Genomic DNA, 12,109 nt, shown 5'->3' on the forward strand with positions numbered 1-12,109 from the left:
TGCCCCGGCCTTGTCGCGGGACGCGTGGCTTAGGCGCGTGACCGGTTCGCGACGACCGCGGCGAGGCCGAGGAACGCCGCGAACATGCCGTACGCGAGCACGAGGTCGCCGGCCGACACGAGGGCACCGCCGACGGCACGGCCGAGCAGACCGCCGAACGCCTCGGCGGTGATCACCGCGGTGGCCAGCTCGGTCGCGCCGAACCGCGCACCGGTCGTGCACCGCAGGTACAGGCCGGGGTAGGCCAGGCCGACCCCGGCGCCACCCAGCGTCCACGCCACCACAGCCGTGGTGAAGTCCGGTGCTCCCACCGCGAGCACGCCCACCCCCGCGGCGGTGAGCGCGAGGCCGAGTGCCGGGGGTGGCTCCCGGCCGGCGCGGCGCAGCCGGGGCACGGTCAGGCTGGTCAACGCCCACGCCAGCGGAGCCGCGCTGAGGACCACGGCCGCGCGCGCCGTCGTCGTGCCGTAGCCGTCGGTCAGCAGGACGGTGACCAGGCTGTCCGCGCCGAAGTAGCCGACCGCGAACAACGTCATCGCCACCAGCGCCGCCGGTGCGCCCCGGCGTGCGCGCAGCGTGCCCGCGGGCATGATCGACGCGACACCGGCCAGGGCGACCGCGATGCCGGCGGCCCCGAGCCACCACCGGTCGCCGAACACGACCACGCCCACCCCGAGCGGGACGAGCAGGGTGCGCCACAGCGGCCGGTCCGCGCCGCGGTCGACCGGGCCGGACGCCGCCCGCAGGACCAGCACCCGCCCGGCGACCACGACCGGTACCGGCGCGAGCAACGTCCACCGCCACCCGACCAGGTGCTCCAGCGCGAGGGTGGCCGCCGGCCCGGCGAGCGCGGGCAGGACCCACATCGCCGACGACGCCGCGATCACCCGCACCCGCCACTGGTCGTCGAGGTGCTGGATGGCGGCGCTGATGCCGAACACCGCCAGCAGCCCGCTCGCGCACCCGGCGACGAACTGCCCCGCCGCGAACACCCAGGCCGACATCGCGGTCGCCGCCGTCGCGGTGCCGGCGAGGTAGGCGAGCATGCCGATGGCGAGCGTGCCGCGTGCGCCCGCCCGGTCGAGGACGCGGGTGGCCAGCGGCAGCGCCACGAACAGGCCCAGCGTGGCACCCGAGACCAGCAGCTCCACCGAGGTGCGCGCGTCGAGGTCGCGCACGACCGCCGGCAGCAGCGTGGAGGACACGAAGGTCGCCACGGCGGCCGCGAACTCCAGCGAGACGATGCCGATGGCCAACGTCAGCGCGGGCGTCCGTGGCGTCGTCACGTGCAGAGCTCGCGGTCCAGCGCGTTGACCTGCACCCACACCCCGTCCGGGTCGCGCACCCGCAGCGACCGCCCGTGGCTCTCGTCCAGCACCGGCCCCGGCGCGAACCCCGCCAGCCGCAGCCGCCGCGCCACGTCCTCCAGCGGCTCGTCGGTCTCGAACGCCAGCTCGCACGTCCCCGCCGCGACGTCCTTCGCGTCGTGCAGCGCGACCATCCCGGACGCGGCCGGCAGCTCGACCCAGGCGTCCGGCCGGGACTCCGCACCCGGTCGCAGGCCCAGCGCCAGGTAGAAGCGCCGTGCCGCGGCGACGTCCGCCGTGTAGCGGATGGGCACCACCCTCATCGCCGTCCTCCCTCGTCCAGCTGCCGCAGGTAGCTCTCCAGCGCCAGCTCCACGAACGCCGACAGCGACACGTCCGCGTCGACCGAGGCGTGCTTGACCCGTCTCACCAGTGCGGCGGGGAGGTAGATGTTGAACTGCTGCTTCTCTCCGGCCATGGCTACTATACTAGCAAACTAGCTCCACCGGTGTCACTCGTCGTCTCTTTCTGTCCACATTGGACTGTCTCAACGCGACACATCCTCTGCGGCTGAAGAAGACCTGGGGGTCCGTCACAGGTTTGGGATCGGCGATCTGCGGGCAACCGCGCTTTGCGCTAGGTTCGAAATCGGGTTCAGCATGCAGCCCTTTGCGTACGGTCTATTCCGTTCGGAAAGGATGGCTTCACGCCATGAGGATTGCGATGCTCACCGCCCAGAACGCGCCTGGCTGGCGCGAGGTGCACGTCACCGGGTTGTCCGGGGCGTTGACCGCGCTGGGGCACGACGTGACCGTCCACCACCAGCCGCCCGACCTGCCGGAGACCCAGCTGGGCCGGTACGTCGACGAGCTGCGGTCCGAATGGGAGAGCGCACGGCCCGAGGTCGTGCACGCGCACTTCTGGCGCCCTGGTCTGGCGGCCGTGCTGGCCGCACAACCCTCCGGTGTGCCCGTCGTCCAGTCCTTCCACGGCCTCGGCGGCGGTCGCGATCAGCGCGCCGGAGTCGAACGGCTGGTGGGCAGGGAGGCGGCGCTGGTCGTCGCTACCTGCGAGCAGGAGATGCTCGACCTGGCCGCCGCGGGAATTCCACGCCGGCGGATCGCGCTCGCGTCCCGCGGTGTCGACGTCGGCCTGTTCGAGTCGCACGGCACCACCGCGGAACGATCGGAGCTGCAGCGGATCGTCACCGTCGCGGACCCGCTGGCGGACAACGGGCTGACCGACCTGGTCACGGCGTTGCCGCGGCTGCCGCGGGTCGAGCTGGTGATCGCGGGTGCGCTGTCGGCAGGGGAGGCCGACCGGGTGCGGCGGTGGGCGCACCGGCTGGGAGTCGAGAAGCGGGTACAGCTGGCCGGGTCGGTCGGCCGCGCGGAGCTGCCCGCGTTGTTGCGGTCGGCGGACGTCGTGGCGTGCGTGCCGGCGCAGGCGACGTGGGACGCGCTGCCGTTGGAGGCGATGGCCTGCGGTGTGCCCGTGGTGGCGACCGCGGTCGGCGGGCTCACCGATGCCGTGATCGACGGCGTCACCGGCGTCCTGGTGCCACCGCACGACGTGAAGCAGCTGGTCAGAAAGCTGCGGATGGTCCTGGACGACGAGACGTTCCGCATCACCTGCGGCATCGCCGGTGTGGACCGGGTCCACGCCCGCCACACCTGGCCGGACGCCGCACGCGGCGTCGAACGGCTCTACCGGCAGCTGCTCGCCACTCCCGTGCCGAGCCGCCGCTGACCTCGCAGCGGGGGTGACCCGCCGTGCGACCCGAGGAGACCGGGCACGACGTCACCGGTGTCGCCGATGCCGTCCGGCGGGTGTTCGAGTTGTTGCCGTTCGTCGCCCACCGCGGTGAGCTGGGCCCGCGACGATCACCCTGACGAGTTGTCCCGCCCGTTGTGCAGACCTCCGACCAGCCCCATACGGTCGTCCACAGGGAGGCGGACGGATGCGAAGCCAGTACGAGTACCTCGCGGTGCTGGGGGTGTGCCTGCTGATCACCCTGCCGCTGGAGTGGATGGGCCGCGGTGTCTACCGCCGGTGGCCGGAGCTGGCCCGCGCGGTCGCTCCGGTGCTGCTCGTCCTCGCCGCCTGGGACGTCGTGGCGGTCTTGCGCGGTCACTGGAGCTTCCACCCGCGGGCGACCACGGGGATCGAGCTGGCCGGGGTCCTGCCGATCGAGGAGGTGCTCTTCTTCGTCGTCATCCCGACCTGCGCGGTGCTGACCTACGAGGCGGTGCGCGGCCTGGCCGGCCGGTGGTTGCCCGATGGTTGAGGAGTACCTGCTCGCCGCGGTCGCCGCGGCGGTGCTCGTGGTGCTGCTGGAGCTGCTCGTGCTGCGGACGGGGCTGTTCGCCCTGCCGGCGTACTGGGTGACGATGGCGATCGTGCTGGGGTTCCAGGTCCCGGTGGACGGGTGGCTGACGAAGCTGGACGCACCGGTGGTGCTGTACGCGGACTGGGCGATCAGCGGGATCAGGGTGCCGTGGGACATCCCGGTGGAGGACTTCCTCTACGGCTTCGCGATGGTGACGGCGGTGCTGATGGTGTGGGAACGGGGAAGGCAGGCACGTGAACAAGCTTGAGGTGCCGGGGAAGTTCGACCGGGCGGCCCGCGGGTACGACCTGCTGGTGGGGCTGAACCCGGGCTACCACCAGGCGTTGCGCCGCTCGGCCCGCGCGCTCGGGCTGCGGCCGGGCATGCGCGTGCTCGACCTCGGCTGCGGCACGGGCGCCTCGACCGCGGCACTGGTCACCGCGGCGCCGGGCGTGGAGGTCGTCGCCGTGGACGCGTCGGCCGGGATGCTCGCGCAGGCGCGGCGGAAGCGCTGGCCGAGCACCGTGCGGTTCGTGCACAGCCGTGCCGAGGACGTCGACGAGGGCGAGTTCGACGCGGTGTTCGCCGCGTACCTGCTGCGCAACCTGCCCGACCCGGACTCCACGTTGCGGCACATCGGAAAGTTGTTGCGGCCCGGCGGCCGGCTGGTGCTGCACGAGTACTCGGTGCGCGACTCGCTGGTGAGCCGCGCGGTGTGGACGGCGCTGTGCGGCGTCGTCGTCCCGGCCGGCTGGCTGGTCACCGGCGACCGGTCGCTCTACACCTACCTGTGGCGCAGCGTGGTCGACTTCGACGGCGCCACCGCCCTGCGGGACCGGTTGCGGCGCAACGGGTACACCGGCGTGTGCAGCTCGCCGGTGCCCGGTCTGCAGCTCGGTGTCGTGCACACCTTCCTCGGTCACGCGCCGGGAGGGCAGCGGTGAGGGACCGCAGGGCCGTGCGGGTCCCGGCACCGGCCGGGCGCCCGCAGTTCGACGGCGACGCACCCGTCGTGGCCGTGGTGGGCGGCGGCATCGCGGGACTCGCCGCGTCGACGCTGCTCGCCGAACGGGGCGCGCGGGTCGTGCTGTGCGAACGGGAGGACTACCTCGGTGGCCGCGTCGGCGGGTGGAGCACGCGGCTCGCCGACGGCAGCGAGGCCACCATGACCCGCGGCTTCCACGCGTTCTTCCGGCAGTACTACAACCTGCGGGCGCTGCTGAAGCGCGTCGACCCGGCGGGCTGCGCGCTCACCGCCCTGCCGGACTACCCGCTGCAGCACGCCTCCGGGCACCGCGACAGCTTCGCGGGGCTGCCGACGACCGTGCCGTGGAACGCGCTGGCGTTCCTGCGCAGCAGCCCCACGTTCCGCTGGCGCGATCTGCCCGGCATCAACGCGCGGGCGGCGCTGTCGCTGCTGGACGTGTCGGTGCCACGGGTCTACGAGGAGCTCGACGGCCTCGACGCCGCGACCTACCTGGAGCGCATCCGGTTCCCCCGCGCCGCGCACGCGCTGGCGTTCGAGGTGTTCTCCCGCAGCTTCTTCGCCCACCCGACCCGGATGTCGGCCGCGGAGCTCGCGGTCATGTTCCACATCTACTTCCTCGGCTCCGACGAGGGCCTGCTGTTCGACGTGGCCGCCGACCCGTTCCCGCACGGCCTGTGGGACCCGCTGGGCCGGCACCTGGCGTCGCTGGGCGCCACCCTGTGCACGGGCGCCGAGGTGCGGTCGGTGCAGCCGGGTGAGAACCGGCGGTACTCCGTGACCATCGGCGGCGGCGCGATCGAGGCCGACGCCGTGGTGCTCGCCGCCGACGTCCCCGGCCTGCGCTCGGTCGTCGAGGCGTCGCCCTTCCTCGGTGACGCGGCCTGGCGGGAACGGGTCGCCGGCCTGCGCACCGCACCGCGGTTCCTGGTCTCCCGCTACTGGCTGGACCGCCCGGTGGACGCCGACCGGCCTGGCTTCCTCGGCACCGGCGGGCACGACCTGCTCGACAACATCAGCGTGCTCGACCACTACGAGCACGAGGCACGGGCGTGGGCCGCCCGCACCGGCGGGTCGGTCGTGGAGCTGCACGGCTACGCACTTCCGTCCGACGTGGACGAAGCTGACGCCAGGAAGCGGTTGTGGGACCAGCTGACCGAGGTGTACCCGGAGACGAAGCGCGCCGGCGTGGTGGACGAACGGCACGAGCTGCGCGAGGACTGCCCGCTGTTCCCCGCAGGCGGCTACGCGCGCCGGCCGGGGGTGCGGACGCCCGACGAGTTCCTGGTCCTCGCCGGTGACCTGGTGCGGATCGACCTGCCGGTGGCGCTCATGGAACGCGCGGCCACCACCGGGTTCGCGGCGGCCAACCGGCTGCTGAGCCGGTGGGGGGTGGCCGGGACGGAGCTGTGGACGGTGCCTCGGGAAGGGCGGGTTCCGCTGCTGCGCGGTGCGGCGCGCCGGTGGAGGACGGTGTGACCGTGCCCGCTGCGCCGGTATCGGCTGGAACCGCACCGTCGCCCGTTGCCCGTTCTCGGACGCCCGTCGTCCGTTCCCGTTGGAGGCCATCGTGATCGTCGTCGTGGGCGCCGGCCTGGCCGGTCTGAGCGCCGCACTGGAGCTGACCGCCGCCGGTCACGAGGTCACCGTCCTGGAGGCCGGCGACGAGGTCGGCGGGCGGGTGCGCACGGACGTCGTGGACGGTGTGCGGTTCGACCGGGGCTTCCAGATCATGCTGCCCGCCTACCCGGAGCTCGAACGGCTCGACCTCGGGCCGTTCCCGCTGCGGCACCTGCGGCCCGGTGTGTTCGTGCACGACGAGGGCCGGCACGACCTGCTCGCCGACCCGCGCAGCGGTGCGTCGGCGTTCGACGGCTTGCTGCGCCAGCACGTGCTCGGTGCGCGGGACCTCGCGGCGCTGGCCCGGTTCTCCGCACCGGACGCGTTCGGGCCCGTGCGGCCGTTGCTCGCCGCACCGGACCGCACGACGTACGACGAGCTGCGGCGGCTCGGGGTGACCGAACGGGGGGTGGAGGCGGTGTTCCGGCCGTTCCTGTCCGGGGTGTTCCTGGAGCGGGAGCTGCGGACCTCGTCGCGGTTCTTCCACCTGGTGTGGCGCAGTTTCGCACGTGGGGGAGCGGCGGTGCCGGCGCTCGGCATGGGGGAGCTGCCCAGGGCGCTGGCGGCCCGGTTGCCCGAGGGGACCGTGCAGCTGGAGACCGCGGTGCGGGCCGTGCACGACGACCGGGTCGACCTGGCCGAGGGCGGTCGGGTCCCGGCGGACGCGGTGGTCGTGGCCACGGACGGCTCGACGGCGGCGCGGTTGCTGCCGGGGCTGGTCGAACCGCGCTGGAACGGTGTCACCACCTGGTACTTCGGCCCGCCGCGGTCGCCGTTGCGCGACGGGTGCCTGGTCGTTGACGCGAACGGCGGGCCGGTCGTGAACACGGCGGTGATGTCGGAGGTGTCGCGGCCGTACTCGCCGCGGACCCCGCTGGTGCAGGCCACCGTGCTCGGCGCAGCGTCCGAACAGGACGTCCGCCGGCACCTGAACCGCCTGTACGACACCGACACCCGCGACTGGGAGGTGCTGCGCCGTTACGACATCCCGCGGGCGCTGCCGTCGATGGCCGCACCGCACCGGCTCAAGCAGTCCGTGCGGGCGGGCGAACGCCGGTACGTCTGCGGCGACCACCGCGACACCAGCTCGATCCAGGGCGCGCTGCACTCCGGCCGCAGGGCCGCGCACGCCGTGCTGGCCGACCTGCGCGGTGGCCGGTGACCGGTGAGAAGGCGCTGCTGCTGTTCGGCGACCAGCTCGGTCCGCACTGCCGTCGTGGTGGTCGGAGCTGCGGCCGGCCAGCGTGCGGGCGGTCTGCCTGCGCGCCGCGCTGAAGGGCGTGCGCGACCACGGCTGAACTTCGCCGGCGTCTGCGAGTACCACCAACTCAACATCAACAGGCACTTTTCTACTGCCAACAGCGCCGCCGGCCGTCCGCGGACCTGGAACCTGGTTCGACAGGTGGTGACCGTGTTGGTGGTAGTCAGCGACGGTTTGATCATGTGTTGGTGGTACTTGCAGACGCCTGGGCAGCAAGGAGGGGAGAGGGCGGACAAGACTTCCTAGCCCGCGTCCTGGCCGCGGTGAGAGGGACGCGGGTCAGCCGCGGACGCGGTGGAGCACCAGGTCGATGGCCTCGCTCAACGTGCCGGGCGCCCGCACGAACGACGGCAGCGCCACCTCGGCCCAGCCGGGCCCGGCGACCGCGACCAGGGCGCTCGACCGCTCGGCGAGCTTCGCGAGCGGCACCTGCCGGGCGAGGTCGGGGCGGTGCGCCCACACCAGCACGACGGCCGGGCGCAGGCGCACCACCGCGTCGTACAGCGCCTGGGCGGGTACGCGGGCGCCGAGGTTGCGCCACAGCACGTCCTCCTCGGACAGCGCGGCACCGAGGGCCTCCAGCGCCAGGCCGTGCTGTTCCTCCGGGGCGCACGAGAGCAGCGCGGCCAGCACGCCGGGGCTGCTCGCCACCGGGACGCCGCGCAGCGCGTGCAGCAGGCTGGAGCTCGCCAGGTGCTCGACCTCCACGCCCCGGCCGCGTTCGGTGACCATGTGGCCCAGTTCCACCAGGCACGGCGCGAAGACCTGCTCCCACGCGGCCACCACGCCGTGGGCGGTGAGGAGCTTGCCGGCGAGGTCGAGCATCAGCGGTTCGTCGAGGCGTTTCGCGGCGGTGATGAAACCGCGGCGGACCGACTCGGCCTCGTCGGCGCCGAGCAGGGCGCGCGGGGTGCCGCGCCGGTCAGCCGGTCCGCGTTGCGCCAGCTCGGCCGCGGCCGCGGGGGTGACGCCCTGGCCGGTCAGCGCGACCATCCGGCGCAGCACCTCGACGTCGGCCTCCTCGTACCGCCGGTGGCCGCCCTCGGTGCGCCCGGAGGGGCCCAGCCCGTAGCGCTGGTCCCACGTCCTCAACGTGACAGGGGAGACGCCGAGCATCGCGGCGACAGCGCGGGGTGCGTAGGTCACCGCCGGCGGGAGCGCTCGGAGAGGATCGCCCTCAGCTCGCTCTCGCCGAGGCCGCCCCAGATGCCGAACGTCTCCTGCACCTCCAACGCGTGCGACCGGCACTTCTCCATCACCGGGCAGCGCTGGCAGATCGCCTTGGCCGCGGCTTCGCGCTGGTCGCGCGCGGAGCCGCGCTCGTTGGGCGTGTGGAAGAAGTAGGCGCTGTCCATGCCGCGGCACAGGCCGGAGAGCTGCCAGTCCCACGAGTCGGTGACAGGCCTGGGCAAACGAGACAGTTCGGGCATGGCGCACGTCCTCTTCGGGGTCTGACCGTGCTGACGCCTCCTAGCCTAAATTCGATTCAAAATCGGTGCAAGTCGACTCGCTCAGTCGGGGAACCGCCCGTTTCGCCGAAGGGCGTACCGGCGTTCGGCGTAGGCCAGGTCGTCGCGCCACAACCGGGCCGCCGCCCAGCGCATCATCGGGCGCAGCGCACCGGCCACCGGCCGCGCCAGCGCGAAACCGGGCCGGTCGGAGTGCGCGATGGTCGCCTCCACGACCGCGGTGCGGCCCTCGCGGATCGGGGTCGCGTGCGTCTCGACGACGCTGCCCTCGCCCTCGCCCTCGACGATGTGCATCACCACCGTCCGCGGCTCCGGGCAGGTGAACGCCGCGACCACCGGCACCCCGACCCGGCCGGCGAGCCGGAATGTCACCTCGACGAGGAACCTGTCGTCCTCCTCGGTCGGCGTCTCGACGACCTTGAGGTTCGCGAACGAGTACGGGTGGAACCACGCGCCGTGCCACGGGTCGAGCCGGTTCGCGACCACGTCCTCCGGGTCGCAACGGCCGATCAGCGTGGCCACGGCGTCGATCGCACCGGCCGGCGGGCGCTGCGGCAGCACCGGCGCCGGCAGCGGCTCCTCGCCACCGGCCTCGTCCAGCCGCACCCACACCAGCACGCCGTCGTCGTGCGCCGGGTAGGGCGTCCACGCGCCGAACTTCTTGCCCTCCAGCGCGAGGCCGTGCCAGCGGCAGATCAGCCTGCCCTCGGCCACGGCACCGTCGCACAGCGGCGCACCCAGGTGCGGGCACGACCCGGAACCCGCCATCAGCACGCCCCGCGGCCCGCGCCAGAGCACGACCTCCTGCCCGGCGATCGTGCGGCCGCAGGCCTTGCCGCGCTCGACGTCCCCGCTCGCCCCCGCGACGAACCAGTTGCCCGACGGGCGGGCGGTGGCGCGCTTGAGCGCCGCCTCGATCAGCGCGGGCTTGGCGTCCTGCCAGGTCGGGCGCTGCTCACGCCACGGCGGGCTCGAGTAGACGCGCAGTGGAATCCGGTCGCGCATGGCTTTCCCTCCATCAGGCCGCACGGGCGAACACCGCCCTGGCCAGCGCCGGGAGCGCGACGGCGAGCCGCCTGCCGTTGGACACCACGACGCGCCGGGACAGCACGTCGCAGTCCGCCTCCTCCACCAAGTCGAGGATGCGGCCGTAGAGCCGATACGCCGTCAACACACACGGGCGCGAACGCGGCGCGAGCATCGCAATACCCGGCCACGCCTCGGTGTACACCCGCTTCGCCCGCTGCACCTGGTCGCGCAACGCCGCCCGCACCTGCTCGTCGGCCTTGCCGGTCTTGCGCGCGTGCACCAGCCGCTCGCGGTCGACGCCGAACGCCGCGAGTTCGTCCGCGGGCAGGTAAACCCGGCCGCGGTCGAGGTCCTCGCCGACGTCGCGGATGAAGTTCGTCAGCTGGAACGCGACGCCGAGTGCGGCGGCGGCGGGTTCTGCCTCCGCGCGCGGCACGCTCGTGCCGAGCACCGGCAGCACCTGCAGGCCGATCACCGCGGCGGAACCGTGCACGTACGTCTTTAGATCGGAGAAGGTGGGGTAGTCGGTGGTGGTCAGGTCCATGCGCATGGACGTCATGAAGTCGCGGAAGTGGACGTGCGGGATCTCGTAGCGGTGTGCGGTGTCGAGCAGGGCGGACATCACCGGGTCAGTGGAGGCGCCGTCGCGCAGGGCGACCTCCAGGTTCCGCTCGGCCTCGGCGAGGGCGGCCTGCTTCCGGTCGAGTCCACTGTGGAGGTCGTCGACGATGTCGTCGACCCAGCGGGCGAACCCGTACAGCGCGTGGACGGCGGGGCGTTGCTCCGGACTGAGCAACCGTGTTGCGAGGTAGTAGGTGCGGCCGTGTTCCGCGTTCAGCGCACGGCAACGCCGGTACGCCTCACGCAGGGCAGGTGTGGTGATGCCGGCGGCGTCGAGCTCCCGGTCTGCGGACATGTGCCCACGCTAGAACCGGCTGTGTCGCCGTGCACAACGACCACGCTCATCATGCGAAGCCGCTGCGGCGCTGATTAGCTCCATTCACCTGACCAGGACCGACCGCCGAGAGGGGCGACGATGTCGCTGCTGACCAGCGTGGACACCCGCATGTCGCGGGTGGACGACTTCGCCGCCCTGTTCGACGCGGCGTTGCACGAGTTCCTCGCCGACCGCCCGGACGTGGCGCCGGAGCTCGCCGGCGAGCTGCACGCGATGCTCGCCGCGGGAGGGAAGAGGATCCGGCCGCGCTTCGCCTGGGAGGGCTGGCGCGCCGCGGGGGGAGGGGAGCGGGACGCCGTCGTGCGCGCCCTGGTTTGCCTGGAGTTGCTGCAATGTTGCGCTCTGGCGCACGACGACGTGATGGACCGCTCCACGATGCGGCGCGGCCGGCCGTCGGTGCACGAGCTGTTCGCACTGCGGCACCGCCGGTCGCGCTGGGCCGGAAGTGCCCGCCAGTACGGCGACTCGGCCGCGGTGCTCGTGGGTGATCTTGCCCTCGCCTGGGCCGACGACGCGCTCGTGACCGCGGGGCTCTCCCCGGCGGCGCTGCAGCGCGCGTGGGTGCCGTGGCAGGCGATGCGCGCCGAGATGATGGCGGGCCAGCACCTCGACCTGCTCGGTGTCGCGCGCCGGGAGGAGTCGCTGGAGCAGGCGCTGCGGGTGGCGGCGCTCAAGACCGCCGCCTACACCGTCGAACGGCCGCTGCAGCTCGGTGCGGCGATCGCCGGCGCCGGTCCGGACACCGTGGCGTGCCTGCGCGAGTTCGGCCGTGACATCGGCATCGCGTTCCAGCTGCGCGACGACCTCATCGGCGTGTTCGGCGACCCGGCGGTCACCGGCAAGCCGGTGGGCGAGGACCTGCGCGAGGGTAAGCGGACGGCGTTGATGGCGATCGCGCTGTCCCGTGCCACGAACGGGTCGGCGGCGGTGCTGCGGCGCAGCCTCACCGGGCCGGTGAACGACACTTTGGTGGAACGGGTGTGCGAGCTGCTGGTCGAGCTCGGTGCCGTCGACGCGGTGGAGGAGCACATCGACGTGCTGTCGGCGAACGCGCTGATGGCGCTCGACCGGGCGGGCATCGACCCCGATGCGAAACGCGAGTTGATCAGGCTGGCCGGCAAGGCCACCGTGCGGAAGGCGTGACCGGGCAG

The 12,109-nt window shown here is 73.2% G+C and carries 14 protein-coding genes; 7 read left to right on the plus strand and 7 right to left on the minus strand.

The features are described 5' to 3' along the window. Positions 1-29 precede the first annotated feature (29 nt). Genes ACZ7CF_RS05925 through ACZ7CF_RS05935 form a run of 3 tightly spaced genes read right to left on the minus strand, consistent with a single transcriptional unit; the run spans position 30 to position 1,785 of the window. Positions 30-1,286, minus strand: coding sequence for an MFS transporter (locus tag ACZ7CF_RS05925; protein ID WP_470368986.1), 1,257 nt, complete (start codon positions 1,284-1,286; stop codon positions 30-32). Next, on the minus strand, positions 1,283-1,630 hold the full coding sequence (locus ACZ7CF_RS05930) for a VOC family protein (RefSeq protein WP_470368987.1): 348 nt from the start codon (positions 1,628-1,630) through the stop codon (positions 1,283-1,285). The genes ACZ7CF_RS05925 and ACZ7CF_RS05930 overlap by 4 nt, the downstream gene beginning before the upstream one ends. Next, positions 1,627-1,785, minus strand: coding sequence for a ribbon-helix-helix domain-containing protein (locus tag ACZ7CF_RS05935; RefSeq protein WP_360384437.1), 159 nt, complete (start codon positions 1,783-1,785; stop codon positions 1,627-1,629). The genes ACZ7CF_RS05930 and ACZ7CF_RS05935 overlap by 4 nt, the downstream gene beginning before the upstream one ends. Positions 1,786-2,018: 233 nt before the next feature. Between ACZ7CF_RS05935 and ACZ7CF_RS05940 the strand changes: the two genes are divergently transcribed. The 6 genes from ACZ7CF_RS05940 (at position 2,019) to ACZ7CF_RS05965 (ending at position 7,403) form a co-directional block, all read left to right on the plus strand. Continuing rightward, positions 2,019-3,056: a glycosyltransferase gene (locus ACZ7CF_RS05940; RefSeq protein WP_470368988.1), complete on the plus strand. Its 1,038-nt coding sequence runs from the start codon at positions 2,019-2,021 to the stop codon at positions 3,054-3,056. 211 nt (positions 3,057-3,267) lie between these two features. Continuing rightward, positions 3,268-3,594, plus strand: coding sequence for a lycopene cyclase domain-containing protein (locus tag ACZ7CF_RS05945; RefSeq protein WP_470368989.1), 327 nt, complete (start codon positions 3,268-3,270; stop codon positions 3,592-3,594). Further along, on the plus strand, positions 3,587-3,904 hold the full coding sequence (locus ACZ7CF_RS05950) for a lycopene cyclase domain-containing protein (protein ID WP_360384431.1): 318 nt from the start codon (positions 3,587-3,589) through the stop codon (positions 3,902-3,904). The genes ACZ7CF_RS05945 and ACZ7CF_RS05950 overlap by 8 nt, the downstream gene beginning before the upstream one ends. Beyond that, the gene (locus ACZ7CF_RS05955) at positions 3,891-4,580 is read left to right on the plus strand and encodes a class I SAM-dependent methyltransferase (protein ID WP_360384429.1); all 690 of its coding nucleotides are present in this window, start codon (positions 3,891-3,893) and stop codon (positions 4,578-4,580) included. Before ACZ7CF_RS05950 ends, ACZ7CF_RS05955 begins: the two co-directional genes overlap by 14 nt. Then, the gene (locus ACZ7CF_RS05960) at positions 4,577-6,100 is read left to right on the plus strand and encodes an FAD-dependent oxidoreductase (RefSeq protein WP_470368990.1); all 1,524 of its coding nucleotides are present in this window, start codon (positions 4,577-4,579) and stop codon (positions 6,098-6,100) included. Before ACZ7CF_RS05955 ends, ACZ7CF_RS05960 begins: the two co-directional genes overlap by 4 nt. Positions 6,101-6,191: 91 nt before the next feature. After that, complete coding sequence (locus tag ACZ7CF_RS05965) at positions 6,192-7,403, plus strand: NAD(P)/FAD-dependent oxidoreductase (protein ID WP_470368991.1); 1,212 nt, start codon at positions 6,192-6,194, stop codon at positions 7,401-7,403. A 378-nt stretch (positions 7,404-7,781) separates the two neighbouring features. Here ACZ7CF_RS05965 and ACZ7CF_RS05970 read toward each other — a convergent pair whose 3' ends face one another. From ACZ7CF_RS05970 to ACZ7CF_RS05985, 4 genes are all read right to left on the minus strand, one after another. Further along, positions 7,782-8,648 carry a MerR family transcriptional regulator gene (locus tag ACZ7CF_RS05970; protein ID WP_360384423.1) on the minus strand — a complete coding sequence of 289 codons (867 nt, stop codon included), beginning with the start codon at positions 8,646-8,648 and terminating at the stop codon, positions 7,782-7,784. Beyond that, positions 8,645-8,932 (minus strand): WhiB family transcriptional regulator, encoded by a 288-nt coding sequence (locus ACZ7CF_RS05975; RefSeq protein ID WP_360384421.1) that lies wholly within the window; start codon positions 8,930-8,932, stop codon positions 8,645-8,647. The genes ACZ7CF_RS05970 and ACZ7CF_RS05975 overlap by 4 nt, the downstream gene beginning before the upstream one ends. A gap of 81 nt (positions 8,933-9,013) precedes the next feature. Continuing rightward, positions 9,014-9,976, minus strand: a complete 963-nt coding sequence (locus tag ACZ7CF_RS05980) for a DUF5914 domain-containing protein (protein ID WP_360384419.1) — start codon at positions 9,974-9,976, stop codon at positions 9,014-9,016. A 13-nt stretch (positions 9,977-9,989) separates the two neighbouring features. After that, positions 9,990-10,916 (minus strand): phytoene/squalene synthase family protein, encoded by a 927-nt coding sequence (locus ACZ7CF_RS05985; RefSeq protein ID WP_470368992.1) that lies wholly within the window; start codon positions 10,914-10,916, stop codon positions 9,990-9,992. A gap of 120 nt (positions 10,917-11,036) precedes the next feature. On the opposite strand from ACZ7CF_RS05985, the gene ACZ7CF_RS05990 reads away from it, so the two are divergent. Then, positions 11,037-12,101: a polyprenyl synthetase family protein gene (locus ACZ7CF_RS05990; RefSeq protein ID WP_470368993.1), complete on the plus strand. Its 1,065-nt coding sequence runs from the start codon at positions 11,037-11,039 to the stop codon at positions 12,099-12,101. Positions 12,102-12,109: the final 8 nt, after the last annotated feature.

The sequence above is a fragment of the Lentzea sp. NPDC036955 genome (assembly GCF_055608005.1).